Source organism: Streptomyces sp. NPDC031064 (assembly GCF_055570965.1).
The window spans coordinates 880,192-904,415 of sequence record NZ_JBVIGF010000002.1 but is presented as its reverse complement, the minus strand read 5'-3'; the positions used below and the strand labels follow the sequence as shown (position 1 = coordinate 904,415).

Annotated in this window: 19 protein-coding genes; 4 read left to right on the top strand and 15 right to left on the bottom strand. The window is 72.6% G+C overall.

Features of this window, described 5'->3' with window-relative positions; genetic code table 11:
* Positions 1 to 131 precede the first annotated feature (131 nt).
* The 4 genes from infB to rimP form a co-directional block, all read right to left on the bottom strand.
* Positions 132 to 3,188, bottom strand: coding sequence for a translation initiation factor IF-2 (gene infB / locus ACZ46W_RS10765; protein WP_468334534.1), 3,057 nt, complete (start codon positions 3,186 to 3,188; stop codon positions 132 to 134).
* Positions 3,189 to 3,336: 148 nt separating this feature from the next.
* Positions 3,337 to 3,615, bottom strand: a complete 279-nt coding sequence (locus tag ACZ46W_RS10760) for a YlxR family protein (RefSeq protein ID WP_468334531.1) — start codon at positions 3,613 to 3,615, stop codon at positions 3,337 to 3,339.
* A 117-nt stretch (positions 3,616 to 3,732) separates the two neighbouring features.
* Complete coding sequence (gene nusA / locus ACZ46W_RS10755) at positions 3,733 to 4,728, bottom strand: transcription termination factor NusA (RefSeq protein ID WP_468334528.1); 996 nt, start codon at positions 4,726 to 4,728, stop codon at positions 3,733 to 3,735.
* A gap of 2 nt (positions 4,729 to 4,730) precedes the next feature.
* Positions 4,731 to 5,243: a ribosome maturation factor RimP gene (gene rimP, locus ACZ46W_RS10750; protein ID WP_468334525.1), complete on the bottom strand. Its 513-nt coding sequence runs from the start codon at positions 5,241 to 5,243 to the stop codon at positions 4,731 to 4,733.
* Between the two features lie 153 nt (positions 5,244 to 5,396).
* Between rimP and ACZ46W_RS10745 the strand changes: the two genes are divergently transcribed.
* The 4 genes from ACZ46W_RS10745 (at position 5,397) to ACZ46W_RS10730 (ending at position 8,719) form a co-directional block, all read left to right on the top strand.
* On the top strand, positions 5,397 to 6,224 hold the full coding sequence (locus ACZ46W_RS10745) for a hypothetical protein (RefSeq protein WP_468334522.1): 828 nt from the start codon (positions 5,397 to 5,399) through the stop codon (positions 6,222 to 6,224).
* A complete protein-coding gene (locus ACZ46W_RS10740) occupies positions 6,221 to 6,661 on the top strand; it encodes a DUF4439 domain-containing protein (RefSeq protein WP_468334519.1) in 441 nt (146 codons plus the stop codon). Before ACZ46W_RS10745 ends, ACZ46W_RS10740 begins: the two co-directional genes overlap by 4 nt.
* A gap of 123 nt (positions 6,662 to 6,784) precedes the next feature.
* The gene (locus tag ACZ46W_RS10735) at positions 6,785 to 7,678 is read left to right on the top strand and encodes an aminoglycoside phosphotransferase family protein (RefSeq protein ID WP_468334516.1); all 894 of its coding nucleotides are present in this window, start codon (positions 6,785 to 6,787) and stop codon (positions 7,676 to 7,678) included.
* A 90-nt stretch (positions 7,679 to 7,768) separates the two neighbouring features.
* Positions 7,769 to 8,719, top strand: a complete 951-nt coding sequence (locus ACZ46W_RS10730) for a slipin family protein (RefSeq protein ID WP_468334513.1) — start codon at positions 7,769 to 7,771, stop codon at positions 8,717 to 8,719.
* 39 nt (positions 8,720 to 8,758) lie between these two features.
* Here ACZ46W_RS10730 and ACZ46W_RS10725 read toward each other — a convergent pair whose 3' ends face one another.
* The 11 genes from ACZ46W_RS10725 to ACZ46W_RS10675 all read right to left on the bottom strand — a co-directional run bounded on the left by ACZ46W_RS10725 (position 8,759) and on the right by ACZ46W_RS10675 (position 24,181).
* Positions 8,759 to 10,453 (bottom strand): proline--tRNA ligase, encoded by a 1,695-nt coding sequence (locus ACZ46W_RS10725; RefSeq protein ID WP_468334510.1) that lies wholly within the window; start codon positions 10,451 to 10,453, stop codon positions 8,759 to 8,761.
* A 68-nt stretch (positions 10,454 to 10,521) separates the two neighbouring features.
* Complete coding sequence (locus tag ACZ46W_RS10720; protein ID WP_468334507.1) at positions 10,522 to 11,061, bottom strand: GNAT family N-acetyltransferase; 540 nt, start codon at positions 11,059 to 11,061, stop codon at positions 10,522 to 10,524.
* 20 nt (positions 11,062 to 11,081) lie between these two features.
* Positions 11,082 to 11,927: a GNAT family N-acetyltransferase gene (locus ACZ46W_RS10715; protein ID WP_468334504.1), complete on the bottom strand. Its 846-nt coding sequence runs from the start codon at positions 11,925 to 11,927 to the stop codon at positions 11,082 to 11,084.
* 538 nt (positions 11,928 to 12,465) lie between these two features.
* A complete protein-coding gene (ispG, locus tag ACZ46W_RS10710; protein WP_468334501.1) occupies positions 12,466 to 13,620 on the bottom strand; it encodes a flavodoxin-dependent (E)-4-hydroxy-3-methylbut-2-enyl-diphosphate synthase in 1,155 nt (384 codons plus the stop codon).
* Between the two features lie 112 nt (positions 13,621 to 13,732).
* Entirely contained in the window at positions 13,733 to 15,034 is a 1,302-nt protein-coding gene (locus ACZ46W_RS10705; protein WP_468334498.1) for a M50 family metallopeptidase, read from the bottom strand.
* Positions 15,031 to 16,281 (bottom strand): 1-deoxy-D-xylulose-5-phosphate reductoisomerase, encoded by a 1,251-nt coding sequence (gene dxr, locus ACZ46W_RS10700; protein ID WP_468334495.1) that lies wholly within the window; start codon positions 16,279 to 16,281, stop codon positions 15,031 to 15,033. The genes ACZ46W_RS10705 and dxr overlap by 4 nt, the downstream gene beginning before the upstream one ends.
* A 47-nt stretch (positions 16,282 to 16,328) precedes the next feature.
* Positions 16,329 to 17,558 carry a 3-phosphoshikimate 1-carboxyvinyltransferase gene (gene aroA, locus ACZ46W_RS10695; RefSeq protein ID WP_468334492.1) on the bottom strand — a complete coding sequence of 410 codons (1,230 nt, stop codon included), beginning with the start codon at positions 17,556 to 17,558 and terminating at the stop codon, positions 16,329 to 16,331.
* Between the two features lie 54 nt (positions 17,559 to 17,612).
* Positions 17,613 to 19,550: an acyl-CoA dehydrogenase family protein gene (locus tag ACZ46W_RS10690; RefSeq protein ID WP_468334489.1), complete on the bottom strand. Its 1,938-nt coding sequence runs from the start codon at positions 19,548 to 19,550 to the stop codon at positions 17,613 to 17,615.
* A gap of 164 nt (positions 19,551 to 19,714) precedes the next feature.
* On the bottom strand, positions 19,715 to 21,157 hold the full coding sequence (locus tag ACZ46W_RS10685) for an aldehyde dehydrogenase family protein (RefSeq protein ID WP_468334486.1): 1,443 nt from the start codon (positions 21,155 to 21,157) through the stop codon (positions 19,715 to 19,717).
* A gap of 110 nt (positions 21,158 to 21,267) precedes the next feature.
* A complete protein-coding gene (locus ACZ46W_RS10680) occupies positions 21,268 to 22,218 on the bottom strand; it encodes an EamA family transporter (protein WP_468334483.1) in 951 nt (316 codons plus the stop codon).
* Positions 22,219 to 22,618: 400 nt separating this feature from the next.
* Complete coding sequence (locus tag ACZ46W_RS10675; RefSeq protein ID WP_468334480.1) at positions 22,619 to 24,181, bottom strand: PucR family transcriptional regulator; 1,563 nt, start codon at positions 24,179 to 24,181, stop codon at positions 22,619 to 22,621.
* Positions 24,182 to 24,224 lie beyond the last annotated feature (43 nt).

Genomic DNA, 24,224 nt, shown 5'->3' with positions numbered 1-24,224 from the left:
CGGATGTCCCGCCGGTTCGGGTTCAGGGCCCCGCCAACCACTTGGCAGGGACACCAAGAACCGTACACGCAACGGCCGGGGCCGATCGACGGAATTCCTCCGCCGACCGGCCCCGGCTGCCGTGGCTGGGATCAGCCGCGCGGCTTCTCGCGCATCTCGTACGTCGCGATGACGTCGTCGACCTTGATGTCGTTGAAGTTTCCGAGGTTGATACCACCCTCGAAGCCTTCGCGGATCTCGGTGACGTCGTCCTTGAAGCGACGCAGACCCTCGATGTTGAGGTTCTCCGCGATGACCTTGCCGTCGCGGATGAGGCGCGCCTTGGTGTTGCGCTTGACCTCGCCGGAGCGGATGAGGACACCCGCGATGTTGCCCAGCTTGGACGAGCGGAAGACCTCGCGGATCTCCGCCGTACCGAGCTCGACCTCTTCGTACTCCGGCTTGAGCATGCCCTTGAGGGCCGCCTCGATCTCCTCGATGGCCTGGTAGATCACCGAGTAGTACCGGACGTCGACGCCCTCGCGCTCCGCCATCTGCGCGGCACGGCCGGCCGCGCGGACGTTGAAGCCGATGACGATGGCGTCGGAGCCCATCGCCAGGTCGATGTCCGACTCCGTGACCGCACCGACACCGCGGTGCAGGACCCGGATGTCGACCTCTTCGCCGACGTCGAGCTGGAGCAGCGACGACTCGAGCGCCTCGACGGAACCGGAAGCGTCACCCTTGATGATGAGGTTGAGCTGCTGGATCTCGCCGGCCTTGAGCACCTTGTCCAGGTCCTCGAGGGAGACGCGGCGCACGCGCTTGGCGAACGCGGCGTTGCGCTCACGGGCGGCACGCTTCTCGGCGATCTGACGGGCCGTACGGTCCTCGTCGACCACCAGGAAGTTGTCGCCGGCGCCCGGGACGTTGGTGAGACCGAGGACGAGGACCGGGGTCGAGGGACCCGCCTCTTCCACGTTCTCGCCCTTGTCGTCGAGCATGGCGCGGACGCGGCCGTAGGCGTCGCCCGCGACCATCGTGTCGCCGACCCGCAGCGTGCCTCGCTGGACCAGGACGGTCGCGACGGCGCCGCGGCCCTTGTCCAGGTGGGCCTCGATGGCAATACCCTGCGCGTCCTGCTCCGGGTTGGCCCGGAGGTCGAGCGAGGCGTCGGCCGTGAGGATCACGGCCTCCAGCAGCTCGTCGATGTGCAGGCCCTGCTTGGCGGAGATGTCGACGAACATGGTGTCGCCGCCGTACTCCTCGGCCACCAGGCCGTACTCGGTGAGCTGACCGCGCACCTTGACCGGGTCCGCGCCCTCGACGTCGATCTTGTTGACCGCGACCACGATCGGCACGTCGGCCGCCTTGGCGTGGTTCAGCGCCTCGATCGTCTGGGGCATCACACCGTCATTGGCCGCGACCACGAGGATCGCGATGTCGGTGGACTTCGCACCACGGGCACGCATGGCGGTGAACGCCTCGTGACCCGGGGTGTCGATGAAGGTGATCTTGCGGTCCTCGCCGTTGACCTCGGTGGCGACCTGGTACGCACCGATGTGCTGCGTAATACCGCCGGCCTCGCCCGCGACGACGTTCGTCTTGCGGATCGCGTCCAGCAGTCGGGTCTTACCGTGGTCGACGTGACCCATGACGGTCACGACCGGCGGACGCGGCGCGAGGTACTCCTCGCCGCCCTCGTCCTCGCCCCATTCGAGGTCGAAGGACTCGAGCAGCTCGCGGTCCTCCTCCTCGGGGCTGACGATCTGAACCTGGTAGTTCATCTCGTCACCGAGAAGCTGCAGCGTCTCGTCGGAGACGGACTGCGTGGCGGTGACCATCTCGCCGAGGTTCATCATGACCGCGACGAGCGACGCCGGGTTGGCGTTGATCTTCTCCGCGAAGTCGGTGAGGGACGCACCGCGCGACAGGCGAACGGTCTCGCCGTTGCCGCGAGGCAGCATCACGCCGCCGACCGACGGGGCCTGCATGGCCTCGTACTCCTGGCGCCTCTGCCGCTTCGACTTACGGCCACGACGCGCCGGACCGCCGGGACGGCCGAACGCACCCTGCGTGCCACCACGGCCACCGGGGCCGCCGGGACGGCCACCGAAGCCGGGACGACCGCCGAAGCCGCCGCCACCGCCACCGGGACCACCGGGACGACCGCCGCCACCGCCACCGGGACGGCCGGCGAAACCGCCGCCACCGCCGCCGGGACCGGCCGGACGGCCGGCGAAGCCGGGACGACCGCCGCCACCGGCACCGCCGGGACGACCGCCACCACCGGGACCGCGGCCGCCACCGGGGCCGCCGCCGGGGCGGGGACCGGCAGCCGGACGCTGCGGCATCATGCCCGGGTTCGGGCGGTTACCGGCGGGGCCGCCACCCGGGCGCGGGGCCTGGGGACGCGGCATGCCGCCGGGAGTGGGACGCGGGCCACCGGGACCGGCCTGCGGACGGGGACCGCCCTGACCGGCGCCCTGCGGACGCGGACCGCCCGGGGCACCGGGGCCACCGGGACGCGGGGCACCGCCCGGACGGGGCGCCTGCGGGCGCGCCATGCCGGTGGAGCCACCAGAGGTGAACGGGTTGTTGCCCGGACGCGGACCCGCGGGACGCGGGGCACCCGGACGGGGCGCCTGACGCTCGCCACCGGGGCGCGGGGCACCGGGACGGGCACCGCCGCGCTCGCCGCCCTGACCGCGCTCGCCCTGCGGGCGGCCGGCGGGACGGGGACCGGGGGTGGCACCGGGCCGGGGACCGGCGGCCGGGGCCGACGGGGGCGCGGTGAACTCCGGGTTCGCCGGAGCCGGCGAGGCGGGCGCCGGCTTGGGCGCCGCCGCGGGCTTCGGACCCGGGGTGGGACGCGGGCCGGGGGCCGGCGTCGCGGGCTTCTCGGCCGCCGCGGGCTTCGGCGCGGGGGCGCCGGGCTTCGGGGCAGCGGGGCGGGCCGCCTGCGCCGGGGAGGGCGCGGGGGCGGACGGCTTGGCAGGCGCGGCCTTGCGGGGCGCGCCGGGCTTCGCTGCGGACTTGCCGGCGGTGCCGGGCCCCTGCAGCGCGTCAGTCAACTTGCGTACAACCGGCGCTTCGATCGTCGAAGACGCCGAACGGACGAATTCACCGAGTTCCTGGAGCTTGGCCATGACGACCTTGCTCTCCACACCGAACTCCTTGGCGAGTTCGTATACCCGGACCTTAGCCACTTCGCTCCTTTTAGGTCCGGGTTACCGCCGGACCGTCGCTACTTCATGGGCGTACTCATCGCGTACTCATCGAGTGCTCATCGCAATCTCGACCTACTTCCAACTCGCGAGGTACCTGACCGCACGGGGTTCCGTGCCGTACTTCTTCTTACGGTGCCGACTGCTCGACGTACCGGCGGACGTCCGCGGTGTCGAGCGGCCCCGGGACCCTGAAGGCCCTCGGGAACGCCCGGCGGCGGACCGCCAGGTCGAGACAGACCAAGGCGGGATGCACATAAGCACCCCGGCCGGGCAGCGTACCGCGTGGATCGGGGGCGCAGTCGCCCTTGATCAACACGATGCGCAGCAGATCGCGCTTGGCCGCTCGCTCCCGGCATCCCACACAGGTTCGCTCAGGGCAGGCGCGGGCGTGCGTCCGGCCAGACACGGTTAAGTCTACCTCCCCGCACCGACCTCACCCCTTTGGGGCAAGAATCGAACGGTTGTTGTCGTGATCTCGCCACTGCAGAACGTGACCCTGGCGAGTTCTATTCCACGGAGCGGCTCAGGCCTGCTCGGAGGTCTGCTCCGTGTCCGGGCGGATGTCGATGCGCCAGCCGGTGAGGCGGGCGGCCAGGCGGGCGTTCTGGCCCTCCTTGCCGATCGCCAGCGAGAGCTGGTAGTCCGGCACGGTGACGCGGGCGGACCGGGCGGCGAGGTCGACGACCTCCACCTTGGAGACGCGGGCCGGGGACAGGGCGTTCGCCACCATCTCGGCCGGGTCGTCCGACCAGTCCACGATGTCGATCTTCTCGCCGTGCAGCTCGGCCATGACGTTGCGCACCCGGCTGCCCATGGGGCCGATGCAGGCGCCCTTGGCGTTCAGGCCCGAACGGGTGGACCGGACCGCGATCTTGGTGCGGTGACCGGCCTCACGGGCGATCGCGGCGATCTCGACGGACCCGTCGGCGATCTCCGGGACCTCCAGCGCGAAGAGCTTCTTCACGAGATTGGGGTGGGTGCGCGAAAGGGTGACGGACGGGCCGCGCACGCCCTTGGCGACGCGGACGACGTACGTCCGCAGCCGCAGCCCGTGCGTGTACTCCTCGCCCGGCACCTGCTCCTGCACCGGAAGGATCGCTTCCAGCTTGTCGTCCAGCTTGACCAGGACGTTCTTGGGGTCCTTGCCCTGCTGCACCATGCCGGCGACGATGTCGCCCTCGCGGCGGGCGTACTCGCCGAAGGTGACGTCGTTCTCGGCGTCCCGCAGCCGCTGCTGGATGACCTGGCGGGCGGTGCTCGCCGCGATGCGGCCGAAGTCCGACGGCGTGTCGTCGAACTCCTTGGGCTCCTGCCCCTCCTCCAGGTCGGCCGGGTCCTCCTTCGCCCACACCGTCACGTGACCGGTCTGCCGGTCCAGCACGACACGGGCGTGGCGGCGGGCTCCCTCGGTGCGGTGGTAGGCGATGAGGAGGGCCGACTCGATCGCCTCGACCAGCAGGTCGAAGGGAATCTCCTTCTCCTGTGCCAAGCCCCTCAGGAGCTTCACGTCGATGTCCACGGCTACGCCTCCTCTTCCTTCTTGTCCTTGCGGTTGAACTCGATCTCCACGCGCGCCTTCGCGATGTCCCCGAACGTCACGCGGCGGGCGGTGGGCTTGCGCCCCTTCACGCCCGGCACCTCGAGATCGAGGCCCTCGTCGTCCACGGAGAGGATGCGGGCCACCAGGTCGCCGGCGCCTTCCGCCCCCTGGGCGGTCAGCTGGAACTTCACCAGGCGGCCGGTGGCGCGTACGTAGTGGCGGTGCTCGGTCAGCGGGCGGTCGGCGCCCGGCGAGCTGACTTCGAGGACGTACTCCTCGTCGCCCATCGCGTCCGTCTCGTCGAGCTTGTCGGAGATGGCGCGGCTCAGCTCGGCACAGGCGTCGAGTTCCACGCCCTCGTCCGAGTCGACGATGATCCTCAGCATCCGCCGCCGGCCCGCCCGGGACACCTCGATCTCCTCGAGGTCCAGGTCCTTGGCGCTGACCAGCGGTTCCAGCAGCCCGCGCAGCCTTTCGCTCTGGGTGGTGCTCATCCGGGTGACTCCTCGGCCGCGTGTGCTGTTGTGGGATCGTCGCGTGTCAGATCAAAGGGTATCCGGTCGCGGGGGGTGTTGCCGTCCACCTCGCGCCGAGCCGCAGGTACTCTCGCCTGCGGTGATCTTGGGGTCGGGTGGAGGGAGTGACGCGTGGGGCGTACGGGAACGACACGCAGACGCGCGCTCATCGCCACGGGCGCGGTGGCCGCGGCCGGTGTGCTCGGGGCGTGCACGTCGGACGGCCCGGGCGGTACGCCGCCGGTGTCGGCGGCCGAACGCGCGGCCCGCGCGGAGGCGGCGCTGCGGCGCCGGTCGGCCGCGACCAGCGCGGCGCTTCTGGCCCGGTACGACGAGGTCCTCGCCGCCCACCCGTCGCTGACCGCCCGGCTGGCCCCCCTCCGCGCGGCGGTCGCCGCCCACGTGGCGGCCCTGGCCCCGCCGGGCGCCTCGCCCACCCCGACCGCCTCGCCCACCCCGACCGCATCGGCCACCTCACCCGCCTCGCCCACCCCGACGGCATCGGCCACCCCGGCCCCGCCCGGCACACCTGAGCCCCCGGCCCGCGCCGGCGCGCCGGTCGCCCCGGGCCGCCCGGCCACGCCCGGCACACCGACCGTCCCGGACGCCCGGGCCCGCGCGGGAGCGCTGGCTGCCGCGGCGCCGGGCGTCCCCGGCCCCGGGGTGCCGCCGGCCCCGGTCGGCCCTGCCACGCCCGGCGGGCCGACCACACCGGAGCCCCCGGCCCCCGCCGGCGCGCCGGTCGCCGGAAGCCCGACTGCCGGTACGGCCACCGATCCCGTGCCCGCCGACCCCGTCGTCGCGGTCGGCGAGCTGGCGGCGGCCACGCGGCGGGCCGCCGACGTACACGCCGCCGCCCTGCTGACCGCCCCGCCCGAGTACGCGCGGCTGCTGGCGTCCGTGGCGGCCGCGGGGGCGGCGCACGCGTACCTGCTGACCAGCGAAGGGACCCGGTCATGAGCGGAGCCGCCCTGGAGGCCGCGCAGGCGGCGCTCGCCGCCGAGCACGCGGCGGTCTACGGCTACGGGGTCGTCGGCGGCCGGGTCGGCGACGCGCGGGTGGCGGAGGCGACCGCCGCGCACGCCGCGCACCGGGCCCGGCGTGACGCGCTGGCGCGGGCCGTGCGCGACCTGGGCGGGAAGCCCGCCGCGTCCGCCGCCGCCTACGCACTGCCGTTCCCGGTGCCGGACGCGGCCGCGGCCGTACGGCTCGCCGCCGAGCTGGAGGACCGGGTCGCGGGCGTGTACTCCGACCTCGTACGGGCCGCCGAGGGCCCGCTGCGGAGGGAGGCGGCGAGCGCGCTGCGGGAGGCCGCGGTGCGGGCCGTGCGGTGGCGGGGCAGCGGCGTAGCCTTTCCTGGGCTCGCCGAGCGATCGAGTGGCCGAGCCGAGCTGTAGCGGAGGGCAGGGCCGCCACGAAGGCGGCACCCGCCCGCGGCGGTGGCGAAGCGGACCGCGACCACAAGAACTGTGAGCCCGGGCTACTGTGAGCCCCGGCTTTCGAGAGGGAACAACGCACGCATGGGTTTTGAACCGCCGCAGCGACTGGTGCGGGCTCTCGGCGAGACGTACGGGGACGCGGCCGCGGGCGACTGGCTCGCCCGGCTTCCGGAGCTCGCCCGGCAGGCGGTGGACCACCGGCACCTGGACGTCGAGCGGGTGATCGCGCCGGGCGGCCGCAGCAGCCTGGTCGCGCTCGTACGGCTGCCCGACGGCGCCCCGGCCGCGCTGAAGGTCGCGCCGCCGTTCGCCGCGCCGGACCTGGAGCGGGCGGCCCTCGCGCACTGGAACGGCTTCGGCGCGGTGCGGCTGCTCGACCCGGACGGGCCGGACCTGCTGCTGGAGCGGCTGCACGCGGAGGTGAGCCTGCGCTCCCTGCCGGAGGCCAAGGCGCTGCTGGAGGCCGCCGGCACGGTGCGGCGGCTGTGGGTGGCCCCGCCGGAGGGCCACGCCTTCGAGTCGGTCGCCGTGCGGACCGCGCGGCAGGCGGAGGCGATGCGGGCGGTGAAGGACGCGCAGACGGCCAAGCTGGTGTCGGCGGCGCTCGGCGCCCGGGACGAGCTGGTCGCGGACGCCCCCGAGGAGCTGCTGCTGCACGGCAACTTCCGCCAGGGCAAGGTACTGGCCGGGGACCGGGCGCCCTGGCTGGCGGTCGGCCCGGACCCGCTCGTCGGCGAGCGCGCGTACGACCTGGCCCGGCTGGTCCGCGACCGGGTCGAGGACCTGGTGGCGGCGGCCTCGGGCCCGGCGTCCGGTCGGCGCAGGGTGAACAAGCTGGCCGACTCCCTCGACGTGGACCAGGAGCGGCTGCGCGGCTGGACGCTGTTCCGGGCCGTGGAGTCGGGCACGCGCGCCCTGGCGGCGGGGAGGCGGCAGGACGGCGAGCTGCTGCTGGAATTCGCGAGCTGGCTCTAGAAGCTCCTCCAGAGCTCCCCAGACGGCCCCGCAGGTGCGATATTGGGCATATCGCACCCACACACCCGGCTACTACGGCAGGGGGTTGTCATGGTCGAGGAACTGCTCACGGTCGCCGCGGCGACGGGTTCCGCGGGCGCGCTGTACCTGTCGGCCGCCGCCAGGGTCATCAAGCAGTACGAGAGGGGTGTGGTGCTCCGGTTCGGCCGGCTCCGGCACGGCATCCGGCCACCCGGCTTCACCCTGGTGGTCCCGTTCGTCGACCGGCTGCACAAGGTCAACATGCAGATCGTGACCCTGCCGGTGCCCGCGCAGGAGGGCATCACCCGGGACAACGTCACGGTGCGCGTCGACGCGGTCGTGTACTTCAAGGTGGTGGACCCGGCCGCGGCGATCATCCGCGTCGAGGACTACCGGTTCGCCGTCTCCCAGATCGCGCAGACCTCGCTGCGCTCGATCATCGGCAAGAGCGACCTGGACGACCTGCTCTCCAACCGGGAGAAGCTCAACCAGGGCCTTGAGCTGATGATCGACAACCCGGCCGTCGAGTGGGGTGTGACCATCGACCGGGTCGAGATCAAGGACGTCTCGCTGCCGGAGACGATGAAGCGCTCGATGGCCCGCCAGGCCGAGGCCGACCGCGAGCGGCGGGCCCGGGTCATCAACGCCGACGCGGAGCTCCAGGCATCCAAGAAGCTGGCCGAGGCGGCGGGCGTGATGTCGCAGACCCCGGCCGCGCTCCAGTTGCGGCTGTTGCAGACCGTGGTGGCCGTCGCCGCCGAGAAGAACTCCACGCTGGTGCTGCCCTTCCCGGTGGAGCTGCTGCGCTTCCTGGAGCGGGCCGCGCAGAACCCGCCGCCGCTGGGCCAGCAGCCCTCACCCGTCCCCCAGCCGACGGCACTGCACGTCCACGACCCGCACCTGCACGATCCGCTGGACACGTTCCGCGCGTCCCGGGCGACGCCGGACCCGCCGGTGCACGAACCGGCGCCGTCGCCCCATGCGCGGGACGACGACACCGGTACGGCGGGCTGCATCTGACACCCCTGGCCCCCTGGCCCCCCGCGAGGGGCCGGGGGGTCAGGCGCTGAGGCGGGCGATGGCCTCGTCGACCGTCAGCTCCTCGCGCTCGCCCGTGCGGCGGTCCTTGAGCTCGACGACGCCCTCGCCGGAGCGACGGCCCGCCACGAGGATCTTCGGTACGCCGATGAGCTCCGCGTCCGTGAACTTCACGCCCGGCGACACGCCGGCCCGGTCGTCGACCAGGACCCGGAGGCCGGCCGCCTTCAGCTTCTCCGAGACCTCCAGCGCCAGCTCCGTCTGGAGCGCCTTGCCGGCCGCGACGACGTGGACGTCGGCCGGGGCGATCTCGCGGGGCCAGCACAGGCCCTGCTCGTCGGCGTGCTGCTCGGCGAGGGCCGCGACCGCGCGGGAGACACCGATGCCGTACGAGCCCATGGTGACGCGGACGGGCTTGCCGTTCTGGCCGAGGACGTCGAGCTGGAAGGCGTCGGCGTACTTGCGGCCGAGCTGGAAGATGTGGCCGATCTCGATGGCACGGTCGATCTTCAGGTCGGAGCCGCAGTTCGGGCAGGGGTCGCCCTCTTCCACGACGACGACGTCCAGGTACTGGTCGACCTCGAAGTCGCGCCCGGCGACGACGTTCTTCGCGTGGGTGTCGGGCTTGTTGGCGCCGGTGATCCAGGCCGTGCCGGGCGAGACGCGCGGGTCGGCGATGTAACGGACCTTGTCCAGGCCCTGCGGGCCGACGTAGCCGCGTACGAGGTCGTCGCGGCCCTCGAAGTCCTCGGCGGTGACCAGCTCGACGGTGGCCGGGGCGAGGTGGTCCTCCAGCTTGCCCATGTCGACCTCGCGGTCGCCCGGCACGCCGACGGCGACGATCTCGCCGTCGACCTTGACCAGGAGGTTCTTCAGCGTGCGGGACGCCGGGACGTCCAGGTGCGCGGCGAGGGTCTCGATGGTCGGCGTGTCGGGGGTGTCCAGCTCCTCGACCGGGCCGTGCGCGGTGGGGTCCTCCGGCTGCTGCTTGAACGTGACGGCCTCGGTGTTGGCGGCGTAGTCGCAGTTCGGGCAGTAGACGAAGGTGTCCTCGCCGGCGGCGGCCGGGGCCAGGAACTCCTCCGACGCGGAGCCGCCCATGGCGCCCGAGACGGCGGAGACGATCTTGTGCTTGAGGCCGAGCCGGTCGAAGATCTTGATGTACGCCTGGCGGTGCAGCGCGTACGACTCGGCCAGGCCCTCGTCCGTGGTGTCGAACGAGTACGAGTCCTTCATCTGGAACTCGCGGCCGCGCAGGATGCCGGAGCGGGGACGCGCCTCGTCGCGGTACTTCGTCTGGATCTGGTACAGGATCACCGGCAGGTCCTTGTAGGACGTGCACTGGTCCTTGACGAGCTGGGTGAAGATCTCCTCGTGGGTGGGACCGAGGAGGTAGTCGCCGCCCTTGCGGTCCTTCAGGCGGAACAGCTCGGCGCCGTACTCCTCCCAGCGGCCCGTCGCCTCGTACGGCTCCTTGGGCAGCAGCGCGGGCAGCAGGACCTCCTGCGCGCCGATGGCGTCCATCTCCTCGCGCACGACGCGCGAGACGTTCTCCAGGACCTTCATGCCCAGCGGCAGCCACGACCAGATGCCCGCGGCGTTGCGGCGTACGTAACCGGCGCGGACGAGCAGTTTGTGGCTGAGCGTCTCGGCGTCCGCCGGGTCGTCGCGCAGTGTCTTGACCATCAACCGGGACATGCGCTGGACCTGGGCCATGGGGAACTCTCCTGCGGTGAAAAGTGTGATGGCTAGGAGGTTAGCTCCGGGGCGGGTGCCGAAGGAAATCAGTTCGGCCGCGGCAGGGGCAGTGGCGCGCCCATCACGGCGTAGGGCTTCGCCGCGCTCGGGAAGTGGACCTGGCGGGCGAGGTCCTGGTACCCGAGGGCGCGGTAGAGGACGCGGGCCGGGTTCTCGACGTCGATGGCGGAGAGGATGGAGCGCGGCTGGTCGGCGGCGTCCGTGATGGTGGTGATCAGCTCACGGCCGATGCCCCGGCCCTGGAAGCCTGGGTGGACGTGGAGCTCGGTGATGACGAAGGAGTCGTCGAGCCAGGAGTCGTTGCCCTCGCGGACGAGGTAGGGCTGGACGACGGTCGACCACCAGTGGGTGCGGTCGTTGGGCATCCCGTACACGAACCCGACGAGCCGCCCGCTCGGTGTCGTCGCCCCGTACGCGCACGCGCCCGGGTTGAGCAGGTGGCGCAGCACGATGTGGCGACGTACCGCGACCTCGTCCTCAGTCAGCCCGAAGGCGAGGGCCTGTACGGCGAGGGCGTCGTCCACGCGCGCGGCGAGGTCGACCGGTCGGACCACGACGTCATCCATACGACCGAACCCTACAAGCGTCAGAACAGCACGCTCATGAAAGCGCCGACTTCCCTGAACCCGACGCGGCGGTACGCGGCCCTGGCCGGGAGGTTGTAGTCGTTGACGTAGAGGGAGACGACCGGCGCGACGTCGGCGAGGGCGTAGCGCAGCACGGCGGCCATGCCCGTCTCGGACAGCCCGCGCCCCCGGTACTCGGGGGCGACCCAGACGCCCTGGATCTGGCAGGCCTGTGGGGTGGCGGCGCCGATCTCCGCCTTGAAGACGACCTTGCCGTCCTCGATGCGGGCGAAGGAGCGGCCGGCGCCGACGAGTTCGGCGACGCGGGCCTGGTAGAGCAGGCCGCCGTCGCCGGCCATCGGCGAGACGCCGACCTCCTCGGTGAACATGGCCACGCACGCCGGCATGATCACGTCCATCTCGTTCTTGCCGATGCGGCGTACGTGCGGGTCGGGCTCGACGTCCGGGGACGGCCGGTCGGTGACCATCAGCGGCTGGTGGGCGCGGACGTCGCGGGCGGGGCCCCAGCTCGGTTCGAGGAGCCGCCAGAGCTGGGCGGTGGGCTCGGCGGGGCCGACGATCGACGAGCAGCGGCGGCCGGCCCGGCGGGCGCGGTCGGCGAAGGCGCGGACGGCCTCAGGGGTGGCGCAGATGGGGACGAGGTTGGCGCCGGAGTAGCAGAGTGACCGCAGCCGCCCGTCCGCGTACCAGCCCCACATCTCGCCGCCGAGGCGCCAGGGGTCGAGTCCCGCGACCTGCACGCGGGAGGTGACGAACGCGTTGGCGACGGGCTCGCTCTCCAGGACGGCGAGCGCGGCGCCGAGGTCGCTGGGTTCGAGGACCCGGGTGGTGGTCTGCGTCAACACGAGGGGGCCTCACCATGCGTTCCATACGGGTCCTGGCACTGTACCTGCCGACGCGGCCGTAACGTCAGGCCGGCGAACCCCGGGGGGAGGTGGGCGCGGTGCCCTGCCGGACGCGGGGTGCGGGTGCCTCACCCGTTGTGGGCATTCGTTCCGCAGGGCGGAACGGGTGGGCACAACGGGACGGGGCGGTGCCTCTGCTCGGTTCCCCCGAGGGCGGTGACTATTCCCGGTGCGCCCGGGTGCGGCGCATGTCCGGGGGGTGGGGGGCGGGGCCCCTCCGGGCTCGCCTCCTCGAGGCCGGCGGCCTTGGGCGCCGGTAAAGGGAGCCGTTACGCCGCCGCCGACCTCTGCGGGGGCGACCCTGCACGGCCCCGCCCCGGTCGTACACCGGGTGCGGGGCAGCGGTGGGTGGGGGCACGGCCCCGCCCCGGTCGTACACCGGGTGCGGGGCAGCGGTGGGTGGGGGCACGGCCCCGCCCCGGTCGTACGCCGGGTGCGGGGCAGCGGTGGGTGGGGGCACGGGCCCGCGCCCGGGGGGTCAGCTCACGGAGACTTCCGGTTCGCCCGACATGACGCCGTCCTTCTCCATCTGCTCGGCGATCTTCATCGCCTCCTCGATGAGCGTCTCGACGATCTTGGACTCGGGGACGGTCTTGATGACCTCGCCCTTCACGAAGATCTGCCCCTTGCCGTTGCCGGACGCGACGCCGAGGTCCGCCTCGCGCGCCTCGCCGGGGCCGTTGACGACGCAGCCCATGACCGCGACGCGCAGCGGGACCTCCAGGCCGTCGAGGCCGGCGCTGACCTGGTCGGCCAGCTTGTAGACGTCGACCTGGGCGCGGCCGCACGAGGGGCAGGAGACGATCTCCAGGCGGCGCTGGCGGAGGTTGAGCGCCTCCAGGATCTGGATGCCGACCTTGACCTCCTCCGCCGGCGGGGCGGAGAGGGAGACGCGGATGGTGTCGCCGATGCCCTCGGAGAGCAGCGCGCCGAAGGCGACGGCCGACTTGATGGTGCCCTGGAACGCCGGGCCCGCCTCGGTGACGCCCAGGTGCAGCGGGTAGTCGCACTGGGCGGCGAGCTGGCGGTAGGCGTTGACCATGACGACCGGGTCGTTGTGCTTGACCGAGATCTTGATGTCGCGGAAGCCGTGCTCCTCGAAGAGGGAGGCCTCCCACAGCGCGGACTCCACCAGCGCCTCGGGGGTCGCCTTGCCGTACTTCTCCAGGAGGCGGCGGTCGAGGGAGCCCGCGTTCACGCCGATGCGGATCGGCGTGCCCGCCTCCCCGGCGGCCTTGGCGATCTCCTTGACCTTGTCGTCGAACTGCTTGATGTTGCCGGGGTTCACCCGTACCGCCGCGCAGCCCGCCTCGATGGCGGCGAAGACGTACTTCGGCTGGAAGTGGATGTCGGCGATGACCGGGATCTGCGACTTGCGGGCGATCGTGGCGAGGGCGTCCGCGTCGTCCTGCGTGGGGCAGGCCACGCGCACGATCTGACAGCCGGACGCCGTCAGCTCGGCGATCTGCTGGAGCGTCGCGCCGATGTCGGACGTCCGGGTCGTCGTCATCGACTGCACCGACACGGGGGCGTCGCCGCCGACCGGGACGTTCCCCACCATGATCTGCCGCGACTTCCTGCGGTCGGCGAGCTTGGTCGGAACGGACGGGATACCGAGAGAAATCGCGGTCATCTGCTGTGCAACCCCAAGGTGTGGATCGAGGTCCCGAGATCGGCGGGCTCCGCTTCGAGATTACAGCCCTGTGGTGACGCGGCCGGACACCGCGGGGTGTCCGGCCGCGTGGCTACGAGATCTTCACCGGATTGACGATGTCCGCGACCAGCACGAGCAGGGTGAAGCAGATGAAGATCCCCGCCACCACATAGGCGACCGGCATCAGCTTGGCCACGTCGAACGGGCCCGGGTCGGGCCGCCGGAAGACCTTCGCCACGTTGCGGCGTACGGACTCCCACAGCGCGCCCGCGATGTGTCCGCCGTCCAGGGGCAGCAGCGGCAGCATGTTGAACAGGAAGAGGGAGAGGTTGAAGCCGGCCAGCAGGGTCAGGAACGTGGCGATGATGTTCTGCGTGGGGATGTCCAGGTTCATCACCTCGCCGCTGATCCGGGCCGCGCCGACGACGCCCACCGGGGAGTCCGCCTTGCGCTCGCCGTCGCCGAAGGCCGCGTTCCACAGGTCGGGGACCTTGGAGGGCAGGGCGACGATGGACTCCACGCCGTTCTCGATCATGTCGCCCATGCGGTCCACGGACTGGCCGAAGCTGAGCGGCAGGATCTCGGTCTTGGCCGCGAAGCCCAGGTAGCCGGCGGGTACGTACTTGCCCTCGACGACCTCGCCGTCCTCGTCCTTCTGGACCACCTGGTTCTCGATCAGGGTGGGGTGGAGGGTCAGCTCCTTGCCGTCGCGGACGACGGTGAGGTCGGCGGGGCCGATGGTGTCGCGGATGCGCTCGGAGAGGGTGGCCCAGTCGTCGACGGGCTTGCCGTCGAAGGCGACGATCTTGTCGCCCTCCTTGAGCCCGGCGGCGTGCGCGGGTGACACCGGGTCGCCCTTGGCGCACGTGTCGCGCTTCTCGCTCTGCTCGATGACGCACTTCTGTACGCCGGCGACCTCGGTGGTCTGGGTGGCGAACCCGAACGTCATGGCGACGCCGAGGAAGATCGCGACGGCCAGGACGAGGTTCATGAAGGGGCCGGCGAACATGACGATGACGCGCTTCCACGGCTTGCGCGTGTAGAACAGCCGCGTCTCGTCGCCCGGCTGGAGCTCCTCGTACGCCGCCGACCGGGCGTCCTCGATCATGCCGCGGAACGGGGAGGTGGAGCGGGCCTCTATGCGGCCGTCGTCGCCGGGCGGGAACATCCCGATCATGCGGATGTAGCCGCCGGCCGGGATGGCCTTGATGCCGTACTCCGTCTCGCCCTTCTTCCGCGACCAGAGGGTGGGGCCGAAGCCCACCATGTACTGCGGCACGCGGATGCCGAAGAGCTTGGCCGTGGACAGGTGGCCGAGCTCGTGCCAGGCGATGGAGAACAGCAGCCCGACCGCGAAGAGCGCGATGCCGAGGATCGTCAACAGAATCGTCATGCGCGAGCCTCCGCGGTTGCCTTCGCCGTCAGTTCACGGGCCCGGGCCCGTGCCCAGGTCTCCGCCTCCAGGACGTCCGGCATGGTCAGGGAAGTTCCCTGGGCCGGGGTGCCGTGTTCGGTGACGACCGCCGTGACCGTGTCCATGATGCCGTTGAAGGGCAGCCGGCCGTCGAGGAACGCCGCCACGCACTCCTCGTTGGCCGCGTTGAAGACGGCCGGGGCCGTGCCGCCCAGCTCGCCGACGTGGCGGGCGAGGCCGACGGACGGGAACGCCTCGGTGTCGAGGGGGAAGAACTCCCAGGTGGACGCCTTGGACCAGTCGAAGGCGGGGGCGGCGTCGGGGACGCGTTCGGGCCAGCCGATGCCGATGGCGATCGGCCCGCGCATGTCGGGCGGGGTGGCCTGGGCGAGGGTGGACCCGTCGGTGAACTCCACCATGGAGTGCACGTAGGACTGGGGGTGTACGACGACCTCGATGCGGTCGAAGGGGATGTCGTAGAGCAGGTGGGCCTCGATGACCTCCAGGCCCTTGTTGACGAGCGTGGCGCTGTTGACCGTGATCACCGGGCCCATGGCCCAGGTGGGGTGCGCCAGGGCGTCCTCACGGGTGACGTGGGCCAGCTCCTCCCTCGTACGGCCGCGGAAGGGGCCGCCGGAGGCCGTCACGACCAGTTTGCGGACGTCGGCGCGGGTGCCGGCGGCCAGGGCCTGGAACAGCGCGGCGTGCTCGGAGTCGACCGGGATGATCTGGCCCGGCTTGGCCAGGGCCTTCACCAGGGGGCCGCCGACGATCAGGGACTCCTTGTTGGCGAGCGCGAGGGTGCGGCCCGCTTCGAGGGCGGCGAGGGTCGGCCCGAGGCCGATGGAGCCGGTGATGCCGTTGAGCACGGTGTGGCAGTCGGAGGCCGCGACCTCGGTGGCGGCGTCCGGTCCGGCGAGGATCTCGGGGAGCGGCTCGGTGCCGTACTGCTCCTTCAGCGCCTCCCGCAGCGCGGGCACCGCCTCCTCGCGCGCCACGGCCACCGTGCGCACCCGCAGTTGGCGCGCCTGCTCGGCGAGGAGCGCGGCCCGGCCGCCGGCGGCGGACAGGGCGGTGACGCGGAAGCGGTCGGGGTTGCGCAGCACCAGGTCGATCGCCTGGGTGCCGATGGACCCGGTGGAGCCGAGGACGACGATGTCCCGGCGGCCTTCGGCCGGATCGAAGGCGATGTGCGGGTCTGCGAGGGGGGCTGGGCTGTCGCTCATGCCCCCCATTCTTGCCGCATCCGCGCCGTGCCCCGACCCGGCATCCCCTAAGCCAGGGATGTGAACTTCTCCCAATGGGCGTGGAAGTCCGGGAAGGTCTTGCGTACGCAGCCGGGGTCGTCGAAGGAAATGCCGGGGGTGCGCAGGCCCGTGACGGCGAACGACATGACGATGCGGTGGTCGCCGTGCGTGATGATCTCGGCGGGGGTGGGGGTGCCGGGGTGGATTTCGATCCAGTCGGGGCCGGTGGTGACCGTGATCCCGAGGCGCCGGAGGTTCTCCGCGCACGCCTCCAGCCGGTCGCACTCCTTGACGCGGGTGTTGGCGACGTCCTCGATGCGGACCGGGCCGTCGGCGTACGGGGCGAGGGCGGCGAGGGTCGGCATGGTGTCGGAGATGTCACGCATGTTGACGGTGAGGCCGCTGAGGCGGCCGGTGCCGCGCACGGTGGTGCCGTCGGCGGTGACCGTGACGTCGGCGCCCATGCGGCGGAGGACGTCCACGAAGGCGAGGTCGCCCTGGAGGGCGCCGGTGCCGAGGCCGGGGACGGTGACCTCGCGGCCGGTGAGCGCGGCGGCGGCGAAGAAGTAGCTGGAGGTGGAGGCGTCGGGCTCGATGGCGTAGGTGGTGGCGCGGTAGCCGGTGGGCGGGACGGTGAAGACGTTCTTGTCCCGGGTGGGCTCGGCGCCGAAGGCGCGCATCATGGCGAGGGTGATCTCGACGTACGGCTCCGAGACCAGGTCCGTGACGGTGATCGTGAGGCCCTCGGCGGTGAGCGGGCCGAGCATGAGGAGCGCGGTGAGGTACTGGGACGACTGCCCGGCATTCAGCGTGAGCGCGCCGCCCTTGATGCCGGAGGCGGCGATCCGCAGCGGGTGGTGGCCCTCGGCCGCCTCGTGGCGCAGGTCGACGCCGAGGGTGCGCAGCGCCCTTGTGAGCGGCGCGAGGGGGCGGCGGCGCATCTGCGCGGAGGCGTCGAACCGGAAGTCGCCGTGCCCGGCGGCGGCGAGGGCGGGCAGGAACCGTGCGGTGGTGGCGCCGTCGCGGCAGTAGACGTCGGCGGTTCCGGCGGCCGGACCGGCCGGGCGGCCCTGGACGCACCATTGATGGGCGCCGCGCTCCACCTCGTACCCGAGGGTCGTCAGCCCCTCGGCGAAGCCTTCGGTGTCGTCGGAGACGAGCGGGCGCACGAGCGTGGTGGTGCCGTCGGCCGCGGCGGCGAGGAACAGGGCGCGGGCGGTGACGGACTTGGAGCCGGGGATGTCGATGACGGTCACGGCGCCCATCCTGCCGTTTGGGGGCGGGTGGGCGCCGCGCGTCTCACGAACTGGTCAGCGGATGGGACGGTGGACGTTCTCGCGGGTGGAGGGGCCGGGGGTGGCGTCGGCGATCCAGGGGCCGTCGCCGCTGGGGTCGATGATGCCCTCCTCCAGCCAGGTGTACGTCCCGGCCAGGACGCCCTTGACGACCTTGCGGTCGAGGTCGTCGGTGTTGTTCCAGAGCCGGCCGAACAGCTCCTCCACCCGGATGCGGGCCTGGCGGCAGAAGGCGTCCGCGAGCTGGTACGCCTCGCGGCCGTGCGCCTCGGTGGTGCGCAGCAGCTCCGCCCGTACACAGGCGGCGCTCATGGCGAACAGCTCGGCGCCGATGTCGACGATCCGGCCGAGGAAGCCCTGCTTGGTCTCCATGCGGCCCTGCCAGCGGGACATGGCGTAGAAGGTGGAGCGGGCCAGCTTGCGGGAGGTGCGCTCGACGTAGCGGAGGTGGGTGGACAGGTCGGCGTGGCCGGCGGGGTGGAACTCCGCGTACGCGCGCGGCAGTTGGCCCGGGCCGGCGACCAGTTTGGGCAGCCAGCGGGCGTAGAACACGCCGGCCTGGGCGCCGGCCCTCGCCTTGTCGCCCAGCGACTTGTCGGGGTCGATGATGTCGCCGGCGACGGCGAGGTGGGCGTCGACGGCCTCGCGCGCGATCAGCAGGTGCATGATCTCCGTCGAGCCCTCGAAGATCCGGTTGATCCGCAGGTCGCGCAGGAGCTGTTCGGCGGGTACGGCCCGTTCGCCGCGGGCGGCGAGGGAGTCGGCGGTCTCGTAGCCGCGGCCGCCGCGGATCTGGACCAGCTCGTCGGCCATGAGCCAGGCCATCTCGGAGCCGTACAGCTTGGCGAGGGCGGCTTCGATGCGGATGTCGTTGCGGTCCTCGTCGGCCATCTGGCTGGACAGGTCCAGGACCGCTTCGAGGGCGAAGGTGGTGGCGGCGATGAAGGAGATCTTCGCGCCGACGGCCTCGTGGTGGGCGACGGGCTTGCCCCACTGTTCGCGTACGGCCGACCATTCCCGGGCGATCTTCAGGCACCACTTGCCGGCGCCCGCGCACATGGCGGGCAGGGAGAGCCGCCCGGTGTTGAGGGTGGTGAGCGCAATCTTCAGGCCGGCGCCCTCGGGGCCGATGCGGTTGGCGGCGGGGACGCGCACCTGGTGGAAGCGGGTGACGCCGTTCTCCAGGCCCCGCAGGCCCATGAAGGCGTTGCGGTTCTCCACGGTGACGCCGTCGGACCCGGCCTCGACGATGAAGGCGGTGATGCCGCCCTTGTGCCCCTCGGACTTCGGTACGCGGGCCATGACGACCATGAGGTCGGCGACGACGCCGTTGGTGGTCCACAGCTTCACGCCGTCGATGACGTAGTCGTCGCCGTCCGGGACGGCGGTGGTGGCCAGGCGGGCCGGGTCGGAGCCGACGTCGGGCTCGGTGAGGAGGAAGGCGGAGATGTCCGTGCGGGCGAGCCTTGGGAGGTAGGTCTCCTTCTGCTCGGGCGTGCCGAAGAGTTTGAGCGGCTGCGGTAGGCCGATCGACTGATGGGCGGAGAGCAGCGCGCCGACGGCGGGGCTCACGGAACCGGCCAGGGCCAGGGCCTTGTTGTAGTACACCTGGGTGAGGCCGAGGCCGCCGTACTTGGTGTCGATCTTCATCCCGAGGGCGCCGATCTCCTTGAGGCCGTCGATGACGGCGTCGGGGATGCGGGCCTCCCGCTCGATCAGGGCGCCGTCGAGCTTCGTCTCGCAGAAGTCGCGGAGCTTGGCGAGGAACTCCTCGCCGCGCTGGACGTGTTCGGTGGCGGGCAGCGGGTGCGGGTGGATCAGGTCGAGCCGGAAGCGCCCCAGGAACAGCTCCTTGGCGAAGCTGGGCTTGCGCCAGTCCTGTTCGCGGGCGGCCTCGGCGACCTGGCGGGCTTCGCGCTCGGAGACCTTGGGCTTGTGGTGGGGGCCGGACATGGTGGGCTCACCTCGCCGCTTCAGTCGGGGGCGGCCGGCCGGTGGTCCTACCGACCGGTGCTACTCGACCGTATTACCCGATTACGGCGGGTACGAAAAGGCGGCCCGAACCCCCGCACAGTGGGTTCGGGCCGCCGGTCTTGGGCCGTACGAGTGGCGTGCTGTTACAGGGCCAGGCCCGTGAGGACCAGCACGCGCTCGTAGGTGTAGTCGTCCATCGCGTAGCGGACGCCCTCGCGGCCGACGCCGGACTGCTTGGCGCCGCCGTACGGCATCTGGTCGGCGCGGTAGGAAGGGACGTCGCCGATGATCACGCCGCCGACCTCAAGGGCGCGGTGGGCGCGGAAGGCGGTCTGGAGGTCGTGGGTGAACACGCCCGCCTGGAGGCCGAACTTGGAGTCGTTGACCTTGGCGAACGCCTCGGCCTCGCCGTCGACCTTGTGCAGGGTCAGGACCGGGCCGAAGACCTCCTCGCAGGCGAGGGTGACGTCGGCGGGCAGGTTCTCCAGCACGGTCGGGGCGTAGGTGGCGCCGTCGCGCTTGCCGCCGGTGAGCAGCTTGGCGCCGGCGCCCACGGCCTCGTCGACCCAGGCCTCGACGCGCTTGGCGGCGTCCTCGCTGACCAGCGGGCCGACGTCGGTGGTGTCGTCGGACGGGTCGCCGGTGCCCTGGGCCTCGACGGCGGTGACGACCTTGGCGACCAGCCGGTCGTACACGGAGGCGTCGGCGATGACGCGCTGCACCGAGATGCAGGACTGGCCGCCCTGGTAGTTGGAGAAGGTGGCGATGCGGGTCGCCGCCCAGTCCAGGTCCTCCTCGGAGGACCAGTCGCCGAGGACGACGGCGGCGGCGTTGCCGCCCAGCTCCAGGGTGCAGTGCTTGTGCGGCACGGACTCCTGGATGGCGTAGCCGACCTTGTCGGAGCCGGTGAAGGAGATGACCGGCAGGCGCTCGTCCTTGACGAGGGCGGGCATGCGGTCGTTGGTGACCGGCAGGATCGACCAGGAGCCGGCCGGCAGGTCCGTCTCGGCGAGCAGGTCACCGAGGATGAGGCCGGACAGCGGGGTGGCCGGGGCGGGCTTGAGGATGATCGGCGCGCCGACGGCGATGGCCGGGGCGATCTTGTGGGCGCACAGGTTCAGCGGGAAGTTGAACGGCGCGATACCGAGGACGACGCCCTTGGGGAAGCGGCGCGTGAGGCCCAGGCGGCCGGTGCCGCCGGCGTCGGTGTCGAGGCGCTGGGCCTCGCCACCGTTGAAGCGGCGGGCCTCCTCGGCGGCGAAGCGGAACACCGAGACGGCGCGGCCGACCTCGCCACGGGCCCACTTGATGGGCTTGCCGTTCTCGGCGGAGATCAGCCGGGCGATCTCCTCGGTGCGCTCGGCGAGCCGCTTCGACACGTGGTCGAGGGCGGCGGCGCGGACGTGGGCCGGGGTCGCGGCGAACTCGTCGATCACCGCGTGCGCGGCGGCCACGGCCTCTTCGACCTGGGCCTCGGTGGGCACGCTCACCTGGCCGACGAGGCGGCCGTCCCAGGGGGAGGTGACGTCGAAGGCGGTCTCGCCGGTGGCCTGGCGGCCGGCGAGCCAGAAGGCGGTGGCAGTCATTCGCGAATCCCGGCCCTTTCGAAGCTGTGCGGAGTTGGGGCTGTCTCTGCTCACACGGTAGGGCCGGGAGGGCGCGCGGTCGCTTGTCCGGGATGGAGTGGTACTCGGGCTCAGTTTCGCCGTTCCGTACTGACGATGAGGCAGACCCCGGCCACCACGACCGCGCCACCGAGGGCGATCGGCCAGGTCAGCGCCTCGCCGAGGATCAGCGCGCCGAGGAGGACGGCGACGACGGGGTTGACGTAGGCATAGGTCGCGACGAGGGAGAGCGGGGCGGTCTGGAGGAGCCAGGCGTACGCGGTGAAGGCCAGCAGCGAACCGAAGAGGATGAGGTAGGCGAGGGCGGTCCAGGAGCGGGCGGAGAAGGCGCCCACGTCCAGGCCGCGCTGCTCGCCCCGGACGAGTCCGAGGAGCAGGCAGCCGAGGCCGCCGGCGATCATCTCGTAGGCGCTCGCGGTGAAGGGGTTGGCGGGCATGGGTATCCGGGACGAGGAGAAGGTCCCGACGGACCACAGCACGGTCGCCACGATCACGGTGAGCACGCCGCCGATCCGTACGTCGCCGCTCAGGCCGGGCAGGGTGAGGACGGCGAGCCCGGCGAGGCCGAGCAGGACGCCGGTGTACGCGCCCCGGCCCGGCCGCTCCCCGAAGAGGGTGCGCAGCAGTACGACCCAGGCGGGGACGACCGCGATGAGCAGCGCGGTGAGCCCGGAGGGCACGGAGGTCTCGGCGAGGACGACGAGCCCGTTGCCGCCGAGCAGCAGGCACAGCCCGACCACGGCGGCGGACGCGAGCTGCGCGCGGGTGACCTTCAGGACGCCGGGACCCTTCCGCCAGGCCAGCAGCGCGGCGAGGAGGAGGCCGGCGACGACGAACCTGACGCCGGCCGACAGGAAGGGCGGCATGGTCTCGACGACGACGGCGATGCCGAGGTAGGTGGACCCCCACACCACGTACACGATCGCCAGCGCGGCCCACACGGCGCCGGTGATACGGCGAGCGGGGCGGGCGTGACGGTCGGTCGGGGTGATTGAGGCCGGGGCTGCGGCGCGGCTTGTCATGCACCGGAGACTATGGATCTTACGACCGGAACGGCAAGGAATTTGCCCGCATCCGGGCAGGCTTTGGGCCTTGAGGCCCCACGGTCCGCACCTGGCGTGCACCGGGTGGGGCCGTGCAGGGTCGCCCCCGCAGAGGTTGGCGGCTCCGTAACGGCTTCCTTTGCCGGCACCCAAGGCCGCCGGCCTCGAGGAGGTGAGCCCGGAGGGGCCCCGCCCCCACCCCACCCGGGGTGACCGCCGACCCACCGGCCCGCACCCGGGGTCACCGAGAACAGGCACCGCCCCAGTGCGTTGTGCGCGGAGGCACCCCACAACGGGAAGCCCCCAGGGACGCCGGGAACGGGCACCGACCCGGCGGGCACCGCTACCGCCCCGGCGGGCACCGCCCCGGCCGGCACCGTTACGGCGTCGGGGCGCCGCCCGTGGCCTTCAGGGCCAGCCAGAGCTCCATCCGGACGTCCGGGTCGTCGAGTGAGCGGCCCAGGATCTCCTCGACGCGGCGCATCCGGTACCGCAGCGTGTGCCGGTGGACGCCCAGGTCCGCCGCGGCCGCGTCCCACTGGCCGTGGCGGGAGAGCCAGGCGCGCAGCGAGGCGACCAGGTCGCCACGGCCGGTCGCGTCGTGTTCGTACAGCGCGCGCAGCATGCCGTCCGCGAACGCCCGCACCGCGTCGTCGGCCAGCAGCGGCAGCACCGAGCCGGCCGCCAGCTCCTCGTGCTCGACCAGCGCGCGGCCGCGCCGGCGGGCCACCGACAGGGCCTGCTCGGCCTGCTTGTACGCGGCGCCCGCCGCGATCGGGCCGGTCGGAGCCGACAGGCCGATGACGACCCCGGCCTCCTCGGCCTCCTTCTCGGCGTACGCCTCGCACGCGGTGGCCACCGCGCCCCCGTCCCCGGCCAGCACGACCAGCCGCTCGTCGCCCTCCGGCACGGTCAGCACCGTCTCGCCGGTGCGGGCGGCCGCCGTTTCCAGGGTGTCGGCGAGGGCGGGCAGCGGCGCATCGGCGTTCGGGTCGCGCTCGGCCGAGGCGGGCTCGGCGATCAGCAGCCGGAACGGGGCGTCGAGCAGCCCGCCGTACAGGTCGCCCGCCACGGCCCGGGCGTGGTCCGGCTGCCCGGACAGCATCATGCGCAGCACCGCCGCGCCGAGCCGCTGCTCGGCCGCCTGGAGGGAGCGCGACCGCTCGGTGGTGAGCGTCAGCAGGGCGATGGCCGAGTGGACGGCGTACCGTTCCGCCGTCCCCAGCGGCGCGCCCGTGCCCACCGCCAGGGCGCCCCGGACCCGCCGCCCGCTGCCCAGCGACTGGAGCTCCACCCGGTCCTCGGTGCCGCCGACCACCGCGCTGGCGGGCGCCGACCGCTCCCGGAGCCGTTCCACGTCGGGGGTGAGCCGTGCGGCCCGGCGCGCCGCCCACTCGGGCGCCGCGGCCAGCACGGCGCCGGACGCGTCGTACAGCGCCGCCCAGCCGTCCACGTGGGCGGCGAGCCGCGTCACGACGGCGCCGGGGCCCTCGGCGAGGGCGGCCCGGGTCATCTCGCGCTGGGCTTCGAACCCGGCTGTCACCGCCCGGTACTGGTCGGCCGCGATGGCCGCCGACACCGCCTTGGAGATGGCGAGGAACGGGGTGCGGCGCGGCACCTCCAGCAGCGGCAGGCCCTGCTCGCGGGCCGCGTCGACCAGGGCCTGCGGGGTCTCGTCGTAGTTGACGCCGACGGCGAAGCCGAGGCCGACGACCCCGGCGTCGGCCAGCCGCTTGACGTAGCGGCGCATGGCCTCGGGGTTCTCGGCGTCCAGCTTCATGGCGGTGACCATGAGCAGCTCACCGCCCTCCATGTAGGGGACGGGGTCGGTGAGCTCGCTGACGTGTGCCCAGCGGACGGGTGTGTCGAGGCGGTCCTCCCCGGCGCGGACGGTGAGCTTCAGCGCCGAGTGCTGGACGAGCGAGGCGAGCGTGAGCGGCATGGCGGGACCGTCGGACTTTCGGCAGGGGGATCAGATTTCGCCG